This window comes from Gluconobacter potus (genome assembly GCF_015244705.1).
GTDB classification, from domain to species: Bacteria; Pseudomonadota; Alphaproteobacteria; order Acetobacterales; family Acetobacteraceae; genus Gluconobacter; species Gluconobacter potus.
The window spans coordinates 736,571-751,229 of the sequence record NZ_JABCQF010000001.1; the positions used below are offsets into that span (position 1 = coordinate 736,571).

13 protein-coding genes are annotated in these 14,659 nt (G+C 61.5%); 9 read left to right on the forward strand and 4 right to left on the reverse strand.

Features of this window, described 5'->3' with window-relative positions:
* Window positions 1-60: 60 nt before the first annotated feature.
* From HKD31_RS03195 to minC, 4 genes are all read right to left on the reverse strand, one after another.
* A complete protein-coding gene (locus tag HKD31_RS03195) occupies window positions 61-600 on the reverse strand; it encodes a YidB family protein (protein WP_408872072.1) in 540 nt (179 codons plus the stop codon).
* Window positions 485-763, reverse strand: coding sequence for a cell division topological specificity factor MinE (gene minE, locus HKD31_RS03200; RefSeq protein ID WP_062496080.1), 279 nt, complete (start codon window positions 761-763; stop codon window positions 485-487). Before minE ends, HKD31_RS03195 begins: the two co-directional genes overlap by 116 nt.
* A gap of 4 nt (window positions 764-767) precedes the next feature.
* Window positions 768-1,580, reverse strand: coding sequence for a septum site-determining protein MinD (minD, locus tag HKD31_RS03205; RefSeq protein WP_041110869.1), 813 nt, complete (start codon window positions 1,578-1,580; stop codon window positions 768-770).
* A gap of 148 nt (window positions 1,581-1,728) precedes the next feature.
* Window positions 1,729-2,457: a septum site-determining protein MinC gene (gene minC, locus HKD31_RS03210; RefSeq protein ID WP_194263625.1), complete on the reverse strand. Its 729-nt coding sequence runs from the start codon at window positions 2,455-2,457 to the stop codon at window positions 1,729-1,731.
* A 77-nt stretch (window positions 2,458-2,534) separates the two neighbouring features.
* Between minC and fzlA the strand changes: the two genes are divergently transcribed.
* The 9 genes from fzlA to HKD31_RS03255 all read left to right on the forward strand — a co-directional run bounded on the left by fzlA (window position 2,535) and on the right by HKD31_RS03255 (window position 14,570).
* Window positions 2,535-3,203 carry an FtsZ-binding protein FzlA gene (gene fzlA, locus HKD31_RS03215; protein WP_041110865.1) on the forward strand — a complete coding sequence of 223 codons (669 nt, stop codon included), beginning with the start codon at window positions 2,535-2,537 and terminating at the stop codon, window positions 3,201-3,203.
* A gap of 11 nt (window positions 3,204-3,214) precedes the next feature.
* On the forward strand, window positions 3,215-4,390 hold the full coding sequence (locus tag HKD31_RS03220; protein ID WP_194264072.1) for a BaiN/RdsA family NAD(P)/FAD-dependent oxidoreductase: 1,176 nt from the start codon (window positions 3,215-3,217) through the stop codon (window positions 4,388-4,390).
* Between the two features lie 146 nt (window positions 4,391-4,536).
* Window positions 4,537-4,782 carry a hypothetical protein gene (locus HKD31_RS03225; protein WP_024717246.1) on the forward strand — a complete coding sequence of 82 codons (246 nt, stop codon included), beginning with the start codon at window positions 4,537-4,539 and terminating at the stop codon, window positions 4,780-4,782.
* Window positions 4,783-4,828: 46 nt separating this feature from the next.
* Entirely contained in the window at window positions 4,829-6,061 is a 1,233-nt protein-coding gene (locus HKD31_RS03230; RefSeq protein ID WP_194263624.1) for a DNA recombination protein RmuC, read from the forward strand.
* Between the two features lie 63 nt (window positions 6,062-6,124).
* On the forward strand, window positions 6,125-6,856 hold the full coding sequence (locus tag HKD31_RS03235; RefSeq protein WP_370543913.1) for a response regulator transcription factor: 732 nt from the start codon (window positions 6,125-6,127) through the stop codon (window positions 6,854-6,856).
* Complete coding sequence (locus HKD31_RS03240; RefSeq protein ID WP_370543914.1) at window positions 6,843-8,273, forward strand: sensor histidine kinase; 1,431 nt, start codon at window positions 6,843-6,845, stop codon at window positions 8,271-8,273. Before HKD31_RS03235 ends, HKD31_RS03240 begins: the two co-directional genes overlap by 14 nt.
* Before the next feature lie 170 nt (window positions 8,274-8,443).
* Window positions 8,444-11,611, forward strand: a complete 3,168-nt coding sequence (locus tag HKD31_RS03245) for an efflux RND transporter permease subunit (RefSeq protein WP_194263622.1) — start codon at window positions 8,444-8,446, stop codon at window positions 11,609-11,611.
* A complete protein-coding gene (locus HKD31_RS03250; RefSeq protein WP_194263621.1) occupies window positions 11,608-12,900 on the forward strand; it encodes an efflux RND transporter periplasmic adaptor subunit in 1,293 nt (430 codons plus the stop codon). Before HKD31_RS03245 ends, HKD31_RS03250 begins: the two co-directional genes overlap by 4 nt.
* Complete coding sequence (locus HKD31_RS03255) at window positions 12,900-14,570, forward strand: efflux transporter outer membrane subunit (RefSeq protein WP_228120136.1); 1,671 nt, start codon at window positions 12,900-12,902, stop codon at window positions 14,568-14,570. Before HKD31_RS03250 ends, HKD31_RS03255 begins: the two co-directional genes overlap by 1 nt.
* Window positions 14,571-14,659 lie beyond the last annotated feature (89 nt).

Here is a 14,659-nt window from a genome sequence, read left to right on the forward strand (position 1 = left end):
CCAGCGGAACCATCCACCGGGGCTTTCTTTTTTACAGGTATTGAATGCCAGAGGGGGAGCTCAGGCCGTCGTTGACGGAGCCTGGCCCTCAGGCGTGTGCTTGTCGACGGCAGCGGGAAGAAGCTGAGCCAGTGCGGGCAGGATTGTGCCAGCGGGAAGGCCTGTCTTGGCGACGATCGTCTGGATCTGCTGATCCGTCAGGAGGCTGCGCAGTTCATCCGCCGTAATGGGCAGGTTCTCGCCATGGCCGATCCAGGACTGGATTTTGTCGGTCAGGCCAGCGCTCTGGGCCTGGCTGATAAGCATGTTCAGGCCATCTCCCTTGAGGAAATCGCCAATGCTGCCGCCAAACTTTTCGCCCAGCTGTCCGCCGATGGCGCCGACAGCCTGGTTCATGAGGTTTCCGAGAAAGCCGCTCATCCGTGTTCTTCCATTTCTTTCAGACGCGGCACTCCGGCCGTCGTCGGGTATCTGGTGGTCAGGGTTACGAGACCCGTTTGCCGCTGAGCTGCTGCGGAACCTCGACGTCGATTTCGAGCATGGAGCAGCCGCTGCCACGGTCCACCTTGATCTGGACCTTGTCCTGGTCGACGGCGACATGACGCGCGATGACTTCCATGATCTCCTTGTGAAGCTGGCGGATCAGATCGGACTCACCGGCCTCACCCGCACCGCGCTCATGCGCAAGCAGGATCTGCAGACGGTCCTTGGCGACGCTGCTGGACTGCTGGCGCCGGGCGAAGATGTTTGAGAGAAAACTCATGAACTCATGCGTCCCTCTTGAAAAGCCAGTCAAAGAAACCGCGCTTCTCGACTGGAACCGAGACCTCGAGCTTCTCGCCGCTCAGGCGACGGGCTGCTTCGAAATAGGCGCGGGCAGGAAGGCTCGTGGGTGCGGCCAGCGTAACGGGCGCACCGACATTGGAAGACTTCAGCACATCCTCGCTTTCGGGCACGATGCCGAGCAGCGGAATGGACAGGATTTCGAGAACGTCTTCGACGCTCAGCATTTCCTTGCGCGCGGCGCGGGCAGGGTCATAGCGCGTCAGGAGCAGATGCTTCTCGACTTTCTCGCCCTGTTCGGCCTTCTGGGTCTTGCTGTCGAGCAGGCCGATGATCCGGTCGGAGTCACGAACCGAGCTGACTTCCGGATTGGTCACGATCACGGCCATGTCGGCGTGATACATGGCCAGCTGCGCGCCACGCTCGATCCCGGCCGGGCTGTCGCAGATGACCCAGTCGAACTTCTCGCGAAGCTCATCCATCACGCGGGCTACACCCTCGGAGGTCAGCGCGTCCTTGTCACGGGTCTGGGAAGCGGGGAGGATGGACAGGGTTTCGCAGCGCTTGTCCCGGATAAGGGCCTGCGACAGGCGGGCATCGCCCTGCACGACGTTGATGAGATCGAAAACCACCCGGCGTTCGGCGCCCATGACCAGATCGAGGTTCCGAAGGCCGACATCGAAATCAACCACCACGACATTCTGCCCGCTCTGAGCGAGAGCGGCGCCGAGCGCGGCGGTCGATGTCGTCTTGCCGACGCCACCCTTGCCGGAAGTGACAACCAGAACCTTGGCCATGAATACTCCAAAAAAACGTCTTTGCGGTCTGCGGTTGCCTGTGACGGGTTACCGCAACCGGTTTCCCATTCTATGAAAGTTTTATACCCTGCGGCAACCTGCGAATAGGGGCGCTTTCGTGGCAGGCCCCATCAATTCACAGTTCAGTTTACGCCGTCAGGGGGAGAACCCGAACGCGGTCCTCGTTCAGGGTGGCCTGCGCGGCCTGCCCGAGGATCGCGGGATCGATGTCTTCCGTCACGGCATAATACCCGTCGAGAGCCAGCAGTTCGGCCAGCATCCGGCTTGCGAAAATCCGGCTCTGGGACTGTCCGCCCACTCCGGCGATCGCCCGGCCCCGCAACGTTCCGTATACATGAATGGATCCCGCAGCCACGATCTCCGCGCCGGACGAGACCGATCCGAGGATGATCACGTCGCCCTGCATGTGCTGGATGCTCTGCCCCGAGCGGACGGTCTGCTCGACGATGAGTGTTCCGCTACTGGAAACCGGTGCCGCGGCGCTCACGGCCGGATCTTCCGGAATCTCGACTTCACCGGCTGGACGGCCACCATCAAGCGTTTCGGGCCAGTCCCAGTGTGCCACCGCCGGCCAGTGACGGCTCCCGCCCTCGATGCCGATGACCCGGACACCGCGGCTTCGGATATCATCCAGAAGAGTCGTCAGGCCCGGCGTGGTTTCGCTGAGGAGGCCGAGGTCCAGAATGACCGGTTTTCCGGTGAAAAGCCCGCCTGAACGCGCGATCTGGTAGTCGAGACCTTCCAGCCACGCGGGAAGAGGTGCCTCGGGAGACAGGACGAGTGCAAGGAAAGAGCGGCCGCGTGCACGGATGCGCATGGGGGTGTTCGAAGAGGGTGCGGAAACGGGATCGGGCATCGTGAAAATCGTCGGACCTGTGTCGGGCAGTCGGTGAGGCTCTTGTGAGCGGGTATCGGCTGACTTAGAAAGTGGCAATGCGTATCCTGCATCACCTTCCACTTTCTCCGCAATGCCGTCTCGTGAGGCTCGCCCTCAGCGAGAAGCGACTCCCGTTCGAACCCGTCATCGAGCGGGTCTGGGAACAGCGTGAGGAATTCCTGCATCTCAATCCCGCGGGCGAGGTTCCCGTGCTGGTTGAGGAAAATGGTCTGGCCGTGCCGGGCGGGCGTGTCATCTGCGAATATCTCGAAGACGCCTATCCCGATACCCCGCTTCTGGGGCGTACTTTCGCCGACCGCGTCGAGACGCGACGGCTGGTGGACTGGTTCGACACCCGCTTCGCCCAGGAAGTCACCCGCAACCTGCTCGGCGAAAAGGTCGACAAGCGCCAGTTCGGACGCGGCCACCCGGACGGTAATGCGCTGCGGGCCGGCTATGCGAACATGCGCTTTCATCTCGATTATATCGGCTGGCTGGCGGAGACGCGGTCCTGGCTTGCGGGACCTGCGCTGTCGCTCGCGGATTTTGCGGCTGCGGCTCATCTGTCGGCGTTGGATTTCATCGGGGACGTGAACTGGTCCAAGGCGCCTGCCGCGAAGGACTGGTATGCGCGGGTGAAGTCGCGCCCCTGTTTCCGGGGACTGCTGTCTGACAAGGTCAGTGGCATCACGCCGCCGGCGCATTACGCCAATCTGGATTTCTGAGAACCGCCATGATGAACCCCGATGTGATTGTGCTCGGAGCCGGTGCAGCGGGGCTGATGGCTGCGGCGACGGCCGGTCAGAACGGGGCGCGGGTCCTGGTTCTGGATCACGGACCCGAGCCGGGGCGCAAGATCCTGATTTCTGGCGGCGGCCGATGCAATTTCACGCATCTTGAGACCGGGCCCAACTGTTTCATCTCGCAGAACCACCATTTCGCGCGTTCCGCACTGGCGCGATACACGCCGCAGAATTTTCTCAAGCTGGTGAACCGCTACGGCATTGCCTGGCATGAGAAGGCGCGCGGGCAGCTCTTCTGTGACGGCTCGGCCGGGCAGATCGTGGACATGCTGGTCTCGGAATGCCGGACCGCCGGGTGTGAGTTGCGGATGCAAACCCGCATTCTGGATGTGCGGCAGGCGGAGCACGGCTTCATCGTCGTCACGGATGGGGGCGAGATCCGGACCGGGGCGGTGATCCTCGCAACGGGCGGCCTGTCCATTCCCAAGCTCGGAGCGTCGGACCTGTCGCTGCGGCTGGCGCGGAAATTCGGTTTGCGGGTTGTGCCGCCAGCGCCTGCGCTCGTGCCGCTGGTTCTGGCGGACGCCGATCCGGAGCTTGCGGGCGTGTCGCTGCCGATCGTGGCGCGGCTGGGCAAGAAAGGACCGCGGTTTGAAGACGGAATGGTCTTCACCCATCGGGGCGTGTCCGGCCCGGCGATCCTTCAGATCTCGTCCTATCTTGAAGCCGGGGATGCGGCGCAGATCGATCTTCTGCCCGGGCAGAATGCATTGAATGTGCTGCTGAAGGTCAAGAAAGACCGTCCGAAGGCCCTGCCGCCGAGTCTGCTGGAGGCACTGCCCCAGCGGCTGGCCCGCGTTCTGGCTGCCGGGCTGGGGGACACGATGCTGGCGAACCAGCCGGACCGTGCAATCAAGGCACTGGCCGAGCGTGTGTCGAACTGGCAGCTTCGCCCCGCCGGCACGGAAGGATACGCCAAGGCGGAAGTCATGCGCGGCGGGATCGATACGCGGGATATGTCGTCCCAGACGCTGGAGGCCCGGGACATTCCGGGGCTATATGCGATCGGGGAGGCCGTGGATGTGACGGGCTGGCTGGGCGGTCACAACTTCCAGTGGGCCTGGGCGAGTGGTGTTGCGGCAGGGCGGGCGGCGGCCGGACATCGCTAGTCGCTCACCAGTCCGGGGTGTCAGCGTGTCTTTGCCACAGGATTGCCATCCTGACGTCCGATCACGCGGCAACCGATGAGGTGGCGATCCGTTTCCGCTTTTCCAATTCCGGTTTTCTGAAACTGGCCGATCAAGGACACATCGAAATGTCTCGTTCCGTTTTCCGTCATGTTTTGCGTGCTGCTGCCGGTCTGTCCTTTCTGGGGCTTGGCGCCTGTGTCGGTACGGCAGCGTCCGGTCCCGTCGCGCCGGGCACGCCGATCGCGGGGTATGGTTATACCTGCAAGGCGGGGATCTACACCTGCAAGATGCCGACGCAGGTTCCGCTTGGCGCGCCGTGCTCGTGCCCGGGTCTTGGTGCCGCGTCTTACGGGAATATTCATCAGCCGTAAGACGTCGGCCATTGGCCCCGTTGTGCTGAGGGGGTAGGACTGCGCCATGCAGGAGGGTTTTTCTGGAATGGCGCAGTTTCTTCCCTGGATTGTGGCGGCGGTGGGGCTGCTGGTTGCGCTTGTTGCCGTCCTGCGGGGCGGTAATGGTGGCGGCCGTTTCGAGCGTCTGCTTGAGCGTGAGGCTCAGGAGCGGGGGCAGGATGTGGAATATCACCGGGCGCATCTGTCGGAAGTGGAACGGGTGCTGTCCGGGCGGCTGGACCAGTTCCGGCTGGAGACCAGCGAGCGGCTGAGTACGCTTGCCCGAAATCTCGGGCAGGATCAGGCCGAAGGACGCCTCCTGCTGTCGGATGCGCTGCGGGAGATGGCGCAGAGCCAGAACGAGCAGATCGAACGGATCCGTGCGACCGTGAACGAACAGCTTCATGGTGCGGTCGAAAAGCAGATGCAGACCAGTTTCCAGCGTGTGGTGGAGCAGTTCAGCGCCATGCAGAAGGCGCTGGGCGAAGTCACGAGTGTGACGGCGCAGATCGGGGATCTGAAGCGGCTGTTCTCCAATGTGAAAACGCGCGGTGGCTGGGGCGAGGCGCAGTGCCGGGCCATTCTGGACGATATTCTCCCCGAGGGGAGCTATGACATGAACTTCCGCCTCGGGACGGCCGGGGAGAATGTCGAATTCGCGGTGAAGATGCCGGTGCGCGGAACGGAAACGCCGCCGCGCCTCGCGATCGACAGCAAGTTCCCGACCGAAGCCTATGAACGGCTGCTGAATGCCGCGGAAGCAGGAGACGCGCTGGCCGAACGGCAGGCCCGGCGGGAGTTGGAAAATGTCATCCGCTTCGAAGCGAAGAAAATCGCGTCCAAATATATCCTGCTGCCGGTGACGGTCGAATTTGCGGTTCTGTATCTGCCGACGGACGGGCTTTATGCCGAAATTGCCCGGATGCCGGGTGTGATTGATGAAATTGGTCGGCTGTATCGGGTGATGGTGATGGGGCCGTCGCTTCTGCCGGCGATGCTGCGGACGGTGCATCTGGGATATGTCACGCTGACGCTTGAGGAGCGGACGGAGGCGATTGCAGGGCTTCTGGGGGCGACGCGGCAGGAAATGCTGCGGATGGATCAGGTTCTGGAAAAGCTGCATCGCAATGCGGGGACGATGGGAAATACCATCGAGGAAGCCCGGCGCCGGACCCGGGTGCTCGGACGGCGTCTGCGGGCACTGGACGGTACGGCCGATGAAATGGAAGAAGCCCTGGACGAACCGGCCGGCCCCTGAACATTTTCCCCTTTAAGACCGATTTTAATTGGATGACATGGGGGAGTGCCTCATGTGAGGATCATGACCATGACGTCCGTACAAGAACATGGGGTGCCCGAGCGCACTGTCGGATCCTCTCCCCGGCTCCTGCTGATCGAGGATGACGACAGCATTGCGGCCGAGGTCGCCGAGGAACTCACGACCCGTGGCTATGAGGTCACGCGCGCCGCGACAGGTGTCGAGGGGCTGGATCACGCCTGCATGGGGCAGTTCGATCTGATGATCGTGGACCGCATGCTGCCGGAGCTGGACGGGCTGACCGTCATTGAAAGCGTGCGCGCCCAGCGGATCAACATTCCCGTTCTGGTGCTCTCCGCGCTTTCGGCGGTGGATGACCGGGTGAGCGGTCTCAAGGCAGGCGGAGACGACTACCTCACCAAACCCTTCGCCATGGAAGAACTGGCGGCACGTCTGGAAGCGCTGCTGCGCCGTCCGACGGACAGCCGCGTGACGATGCTCCGGGTCGGCCCGCTTGAAATGGATCTGATCGAGCGCCGGGTATTCCGCAACGGGCAGGAAATCGATCTCCTGCCGCGGGAGTTCCGGCTGCTGGAATACATGATGCGCCGTCCCGACACCGTGCTGACGCGTACCATGCTGCTGGAGGACGTCTGGAACTACCGGTTCGTTCCGCAGACGAACCTGGTGGATGTTCATATCGGGAAGCTGCGTCGCAAGATTGATCTGGCGGGTGAACCGCCGCTCATTCACAGCATCCGCGGTGCCGGGTTCAGTCTGCGTGTCCCGGGCTAACCTGCGCGTTTCCGAAATCTTTCAGGCTGATCTTTTCCGCACGGCCACGTTCCGGCTGACACTGGCCTTTGTTGTGGCGATCATTGCCGGAATGGCGCTGCAGTTCGGACTCGTCTATGGCCAGATGAGCGGATACGAGCAGCAACGCTCGACGGATCTTCTCCAGCGTGAGGCCGATCAGCTGGTTCATGAATCTCCGGCCCAGCTTGAGTATGAAGTCCGCGAACGCAGCAAGACCGACCTGCGCGTGATCCTCAACGGGGCGGCCCTGTTCGACATGAGCCGTAACCGGATCGCAGGTGACATCAAGAAATGGCCGGTCGGGCTTGAAGTTTCTCCAAAGACGCAGCGTCTGTGGGATGCGCCGCCGGGGGATGCGCCCTACGAAATGCGATATCTGGCCGTTGAAGTCGAAGGGACGAACGGCAACCGCGACCGTATTCTGGTTCTGGCCCGTTCGCTGCACATGGCCAATGAACTGCGCTATATCACCAAGCGTGCGGCGCTGATGTCCGTGGTGCCGGTCGTGGTGTTCGCCCTGATGGCGGGGATTTTCCTGAGCCACCGGGCGCTGGGGCGGATCAAGGACATGCATGAGGCGATCGACCGCATCATGGATGGCGATCTGCACGAGCGCCTGCCGACCGGCCGCGAGCGCGACGACATCGAGCGGCTTGCGGTTTCGGTCAACCGGATGCTGGACCGGCTGGAACATCTGCTCGACGAGATCCGGGATGTGGGCAACGATATTGCCCATGATCTGCGGACGCCTCTCGCACGGGTGAAGGCGCGGCTGGAGCGTGTTTCGGCCATCACGAATGACCCGGCCGCGCTTCAGGGGGCGATCGAGCGGGCGACGCTGGATCTCGAACAGTGTTTTTCCGTTATCACGGCCCTGCTGCGGATCGGCGAGATCGAGAATGGCCGCCGCCGGGCGGGGTTTGCCATGCTGGATCTGCGCGAACTGCTGGCCGGCGTGGTGGATCTGTATGAGCCCATCGCCGAGACCGAAGGCGTTACGCTGGAAGTGCTGGATTCGGATGAACCGGTGCCGCTTTTCGGAGACAAGGATCTGCTAAACGAGGTTCTGGCCAATCTCGTGGACAATGCGATCAAGTTTACGCCTGCGCCGGGAACGGTCCGGCTGAGTGCGGGGCAGGGGCCTGACGGGGCGACCTGGCTTCAGGTTGCCGATACGGGGATCGGCATTGCCGAGGACGAGCGCAAGGCCGTCATGGGCCGGTTCTATCGTTCGGATAAAAGCCGTCATGTCCCGGGAAGCGGGCTGGGGCTGAGCCTGGTGTCGGCGATTCTGCGGCTGCACGGAGCCTCAGTGGATATCGTGTCTGCCCATCCCGGCCATGCGCTGCCCGGAGCGGTTTTCACCATTCATTTCGCTCCGCCGGCCTCGCCCTGAAAAGCGCTTCAATGTGTCGTACTGTGTCAATGTTTGCCGTGTGTCTTGATATTTAAACAGAATTTTCCTTGTCGTCTGGGTCTCGATGGATATGACTCGGATCAATTTGCAAGGGGACACCCGTTGAGAATGACCGGACCAGGAAGAGCCCCAAGGGGTTGTCTGACCGCATGAATGCCATTGTCGTTACCGCGCTGAAGCGGCCTTATACCTTCGTTGTTCTGTCGATCATGATCCTGATCTTCGGGGTCAGGGCCATCGTTTCCACGCCGACGGATGTCTTTCCTTCGATCAAGATCCCGATTGTGGCCGTCATCTGGTCCTATACGGGTCTGATGCCCGACGACATGTCCGGACGTATCGTCTATTATTACGAGCGTGCCCTGACAGCGACCGTCAGCAACATCGAACATATCGAAAGCTCGTCCTATTACGGGCGCGGTATCGTGAAGGTGTTTTTCCAGCCAGGTACCAATACGGCGGTGGCGCAGACGCAGATCACGTCGGTCTCCCAGACGGTCATCAAGCAGTTGCCGAACGGTGCCACTCCACCGCTGATCCTGGCGATGGATGCGTCTTCCGTTCCGGTCCTGACACTGCAGGTCAACAATCCGACCATGTCCGGGTCGGAAATCTACAACATGGCGTCCAACCTGATCCGGCCGGAGCTGATTTCCGTGCCCGGGGCGGCCATTCCCAATCCCTATGGTGGTCTGGCTCCGGACATCATGGTGGATATCGATCCGATCAAGTTGCTGGCCCACAGGCTTTCGCCTGAGGACGTGGCCGCGGCGCTGAACCTGCAGAACATTGTTCTGCCGGCCGGTGACCAGAGGATTGGCCAGCTCGACTGGATGGTGAAGACGAACTCGACGCCCCTTGATCTGGCGGTGTTCAACAAGATGCCGGTCAAGCAGGTCGGCAATTCCGTGATCTATCTGCGCGATGTCGCGTGGGTGCATCGAGGAGGGCCCCCACAGATCAATGCGGTCCTTGTGAAGGGGCAGCAGGCGGTGCTGATCGTCATCCTCAAAAGCGGTGATGCGTCCACGCTGTCTGTCGTGAGCGGGATCAAGAAGCTTCTGCCACAGGTCGAGGCAACGCTGCCGGCCGGAACGACAATGAATGTCCTGACCGATGCGTCGAGCTTCGTGAAGGAATCGGTCGTGGACGTGGTGCGTGAAATGATCACCGCGGCTATCCTGACCAGTCTGACGGTTATGCTGTTCCTGGGCTCGTGGCGCTCCACCGTGATTGTGGCGACGTCCATTCCGCTGGCGATGCTGTGCTCGATCATCGGGCTGAGCATTGCCGGGCAGTCCATCAACGTGATGACGCTGGGCGGTCTGGCGCTGGCGGTCGGTATTCTCGTGGATGACGCGACCGTCATGATCGAGAACATCGATGCGCATCTCGAGACTGGTAAGGAACTCGAAGACGCCATCATCGATGCCGCGAACCAGATCGTTATTCCGACTTTCGTCTCTACGACCTGTATCTGTATCGTGTGGCTGCCGCTGTTCGAACTGACGGGTATTTCCGGCTGGCTGTTCATGCCGATGGCCGAAGCCATCATCTTTGCGATGATCGCATCCTTTATCCTGTCGCGGACACTGGTTCCGACCATGGCGAACTGGATGCTGGCGGCTCAGGTGCGGATGCATCGTGACCCTGAATGGCACAATCGCAAGCTGAGCATTTTCGGTCGCTTCCAGCGGGGCTTCGAGGCGCGGTTCACCAGTTTCCGCGAGCACTACAAGACGATCCTCGAGACCCTGATCTCGATCCGTGGCCGTTTCGTGACGTTGTTCTTGCTGGCGGCGGTCTCGTCCATGGCGCTGCTGCTGTTCATCGGGCAGGACTTCTTTCCCGAGATCAAGTCGGGGACGCTGCAGATGCACATGCGTGCGCCGATCGGCAGTCGGCTTGAAGAGACCGGCAAGATCGCCGGGCTGGCCGAGCGTCGGATCCGCAGCCTGCTGCCGGGCCAGGTGGTCAATGTCGTGAACAACTGTGGTCTGCCGTTCAGTCAGCTGAACCAGGCCATGATCCCGTCTCCGACCGTGGGGGCACAGGACTGTGACATCACGATCCAGCTTCGCAATTCTGAAAGTCCGATCCCTGAATACCGCAGGACGCTCCGCAAGGGGCTGACGAATGATTTCCCTGGCACCATCTTCACGTTCCAGCCGGGTGATCTCACGGCCAAGATCCTGAACTTCGGTCTGCCGTCCCCGATCGACGTGCAGGTGGTGGGACGTGATCTGAACGACAACTTCCGCTTTGCCACACAGCTAGCCAAGAAACTGCGCCATATTCCGGGTATTACGGATGTTTCCATCCAGGAGCCGATGACGCAGCCGACCATCATGGTGAATAACCGCCGAAGCTTTGCGCTGGGAACAGGCATTACCGAGCGGGACGTGGCGCTGAACGCGCTGGTCACGCTGTCCGGCAGTGGTCAGGTCGGTCAGACCTATTACCTGAATGCGCAGGGCACATCGCAGCTGATCGACGTTCAGGCGCCTGCGAACTATCTGCAGACCATGAACGATCTGGAAATCCTCCCGATCGACAAGGGAGACGGCAACCCGACCAACCAGACGCCGCAGCTTCTGGGTGGCCTGAGTGAACTGGTGCAGACCGGAACACCGGCGGAAATCGCGCATTACAACATCATGCCGGTCTTCGATATTTATGCGGCGCCTGAAGATATGGACCTGGGAACTGTCTCGAGGGCGGTGAACCGGATCGTGGACAACGAGCGCAAGCTGCTGCCGCATGGGTCGAGCATGGTGGTCCGCGGTCAGGCCGTGACGATGAATGACGCCTATGTCCAACTGATCGGTGGCCTCGCGCTCTCAATCGTGTTGGTCTACTTGATCATCGTCGTGAACTTCCAGTCCTGGCTTGATCCGTTCGTCATCATCACCGCCCTGCCGGGCGCTCTGGGTGGTATCTCCTGGAGTCTGTTCCTGACCCATACGGCCATGTCGGTCCCGGCCCTGACGGGTGCGATCATGTGCATGGGAACGGCTACGGCCAACGCCATTCTTGTGGTGTCGTTCGCCCGTGAGCGGATGGATCATCATGGCGATGCCATCACGGCGGCGCTGGAAGCGGGTTATGAACGTATCCGCCCGGTTCTGATGACAGCGCTGGCGATGATGATCGGCATGATCCCGATGTCCATCAGCAATTCCGACAATGCGCCGCTGGGCAAGGCGGTGATCGGCGGGCTTCTCGTGGCAACTGTTGCCACCCTGCTTTTTGTTCCCTGCGTTTTTGCCCTTATTCATTACAAGCGGCCTGCTGGGCCTGAAGGAGACCGCGCATGAGCCATTCTGCGGATCAGGGGCAGGTGCCTCCGACAAACCATCCGGCACGCACGGGTTCTGGAACGCGTGGCAAGCTTGTCCTGCTGGTGGTGATTCTGCTGGCGATCGCACTGGCGGCCTGGGGGATCGTGCAGCGGGGAACGCATTATCATTCCCTGACCGGCGCAACAGAAGACGCGGCCATTCCGCCCGTTACACTGATTGCGCCGCAGCCGGGGCCGAAGACGCGGCAGGTCGATCTGCCCGCCAATCTCGCGGCCTGGTACGAGGCGCCGATCTACGCGCAGGTCTCGGGCTATGTGAAGATGTGGTACAAGGACTATGGCGCGCATGTGAAACGCGGTGACGTTCTGGCGGAGATCAGCACTCCGAGCATCGACGCCCAGTTCGAGGCGGCCAAGGCGCATTACAACGTCATTCTGGCGCGGTACAATCTGGCCCTGATCACGACCAAGCGCTGGACGGCCCTGAAGGGAACACAGGCTGTGTCGCGCCAGGAAGTGGACGTGCAGGCCGCCAACGCCGCTGCCCAGAAAGCCGAGCTCGAAGCTGCGCGTCATGACGTGGACCGCTTCCAGGCTCTTGAGGACTTCAAGAAGATCGTCGCGCCGTTCGACGGGATCGTGACGTCGCGTCTGGTGAACGTGGGCGACTACGTGAACGCAGGCGGCGGCAACCTCAATTCACGGGGCACGGCATCCGAACTGTTCTCGGTGGCCGATGTGCACCGCATGCGCGTGTTCGTGTCGGTCCCGCAGGATTTCGCCAGCGTCATTTCCCCGAAAATCGAAGCCGACCTCACGGTCCCGCAGTATCCGGGAAGCCGCTTCCGGGCGACGTTCCTCGCAACGGCCAATGCCTTCAATGCCGCGACCCGTACGGTCACGACCGAGCTGACACTGGATAACAGCGACAATCTGCTGTGGCCGAACTCCTATGCGACGGCGCATATTTCGGCCGCGGGCAATCCGAATATCCTGATTCTGCCGGAAGGCGCGATCATCTTCAGGGCCGAGGGAACACAGGTGGCGAAGGTCATCAATAACCACGCCCACCTGGTGAATGTGACCGTCGGTATCAACTTTGGTACGACAGTCCAGGTCCTCAGCGGTATTACAAAAGACGACCGTGTGGTTGCCAACCCTACTGCTGATCTGCTGGAAGGGGATGAAGTCAAGATCGTCCCGACCACGCCGGGATACAACACGCCGAGCAAGGCGCAGCAGGATGCGGATCAGCAGCCTGTCCGTCAGCATGATGCAAACCCTGAGGAGGCCGGATCTCGCTGATGAAACCGGAATGTTCCCAGTCATCCCCGCTCCAGTCATCTCAGTCCGCCACGGCTTCTTCCAGACGTAACCGCTCCAGATGGCGAATCACGACAGCTCTGGCCGGCGTGTTTTCGATCGGACTGGCGTCATGTGATCTGTCGCCTGAATATCATCCCCAGAAATTCCTCTATCCCGAAGGATGGGAAGGGAAGGGGCTGATGGGCAATGCGCAGCCCGCGGATGGCGTTGTCCGCAGTGACTGGTGGACCATGTTCAACGATCCCATTCTTGATGGGCTCGAAAAGCGCATGCTGGCCGTCAATCCCGATCTGCAGGCTGCGGCGGAAGCCTTCACGCAGGCCCGCGATGTGGCCCGCGAGACGGAAAGCCGTCTGTATCCGCAGGTGACCGGCGCGGCTCATATGAGCGACAACAAGGGCTCCCTCGGCCGGCTGTATAACAACCCGGCCACGAGCAGCAGTCTCGTTTATGAGTCCAATCAGGCCTATAGCGGTGCTGCGACCTGGGAACCGGATTTCTGGAACTCGATCCGTAACACCACGCGGATGCAGAAAAACCTGGCGCAGGCTTCGGCAGGCCAGTACGCGCTGGCCCGACTGAGTCTGGAAGCGGAACTGGCGTCCGACTATATCGCCCTGCGCGGGCTTGATGCCCAGAACGCGGTTTATGATGACTCCATCCGCTACTTCCGTGCCGCGGTCGAGATCACGGAACTGCGTCAGGCGGGTTCGATCGGTGCCGGCCTGGATGTTTCGCGTGCGGAAACCCAGCTCTATTCCGCGCAGGCGGGCAAGAGCAATCTGATCGCCCGACGCAACGTCATGGAGCATGCGATTGCGGTCCTGCTCAACACGGCCCCTGCAGGTTTCCATATCGCGCCCGTCAAGGACGTGAAAATGCATTTCGGGGTCGTGAAGATCAATGCGGGACTGCCCGCGTCGCTTCTTGAACGCCGCCCGGATATCGCCATTGCCGAGCGGCAGATGGCCGCGTCGGCCCGGGCCATCGGTGTGTCACGTGCCGCGTTCTACCCGCATATCACGTTCAGTGCCGAAGGCGGTTTCGAGGATGGCGGTTTCGATCTCGCCAGCATCTCCCGGGCATTCTGGAAGATCGCGGTTCAGGCGGTCGAGCCGGCCTTTACCGGTGGTCTGCGGCGTGCAGCACTTCAGCGCTCCTGGTCGCAGTACCGGAGCATGGTGGACAATTATCGCTCTGTCGTTCTGTCCGCGTTTCAGGATGTCGAAGATGGCCTGACGCAGACACGCCAGTTCAAGATTGCCCAGGATCAGCAGCAGAAGGCCGTGGATGCGGCGCTGCGCACGCAGAGCATGACCATGGCGCTCTATACGGGTGGTCTGTCGAACTATCTTGATGCCCTCGTAGCCCAGCAGGATGCCCTTCAGGCGCGTCTGGCCGAGGTTGATGTCCAGACGGCACAGGTGCAGTCCTCCGTGCGTCTGGTTCGTGCCCTGGGTGGTGGCTGGAGCGCCAGTGACCTGCCGGGCATCAAGCAGATCGATCCGTTCGGTCCGCTCCAGTACAAGGATCTGCGGACACCGAAGCCCGTGAACGGTATCGACAGTCATGCATCCCCGCTGGACAATGATCTGCGCGGTGATCAGGTGTCGGCAAATGTCCCGCAAGGCTTGACGGGACGGCCCTGACTGGTCTAGGGGTCCGCCTCACTTCGAACGCGGGAGGAGGAGGCGTGGCCGACTCCGTTGAACCGCGGTTCGGGAACGACAAACAGGGG

Excerpts from the sequence above, each read along its gene's own strand:
- HKD31_RS03195 (WP_408872072.1), bottom strand. The coding sequence starts at position 600 with ATGTCGCCGTCGACCAGGACAAGGTCCAGATCAAGGTGGACCGTGGCA.
- minE (WP_062496080.1), bottom strand. The coding sequence starts at position 763 with ATGAGTTTTCTCTCAAACATCTTCGCCCGGCGCCAGCAGTCCAGCAGC.
- minD (WP_041110869.1), bottom strand. The coding sequence starts at position 1,580 with ATGGCCAAGGTTCTGGTTGTCACTTCCGGCAAGGGTGGCGTCGGCAAG.
- minC (WP_194263625.1), bottom strand. The coding sequence starts at position 2,457 with ATGCCCGATCCCGTTTCCGCACCCTCTTCGAACACCCCCATGCGCATC.
- fzlA (WP_041110865.1), top strand. The coding sequence starts at position 2,535 with ATGCGTATCCTGCATCACCTTCCACTTTCTCCGCAATGCCGTCTCGTG.
- HKD31_RS03220 (WP_194264072.1), top strand. The coding sequence starts at position 3,215 with ATGAACCCCGATGTGATTGTGCTCGGAGCCGGTGCAGCGGGGCTGATG.
- HKD31_RS03225 (WP_024717246.1), top strand. The coding sequence starts at position 4,537 with ATGTCTCGTTCCGTTTTCCGTCATGTTTTGCGTGCTGCTGCCGGTCTG.
- HKD31_RS03230 (WP_194263624.1), top strand. The coding sequence starts at position 4,829 with ATGCAGGAGGGTTTTTCTGGAATGGCGCAGTTTCTTCCCTGGATTGTG.
- HKD31_RS03235 (WP_370543913.1), top strand. The coding sequence starts at position 6,125 with ATGACCATGACGTCCGTACAAGAACATGGGGTGCCCGAGCGCACTGTC.
- HKD31_RS03245 (WP_194263622.1), top strand. The coding sequence starts at position 8,444 with ATGAATGCCATTGTCGTTACCGCGCTGAAGCGGCCTTATACCTTCGTT.
- HKD31_RS03250 (WP_194263621.1), top strand. The coding sequence starts at position 11,608 with ATGAGCCATTCTGCGGATCAGGGGCAGGTGCCTCCGACAAACCATCCG.
- HKD31_RS03255 (WP_228120136.1), top strand. The coding sequence starts at position 12,900 with ATGAAACCGGAATGTTCCCAGTCATCCCCGCTCCAGTCATCTCAGTCC.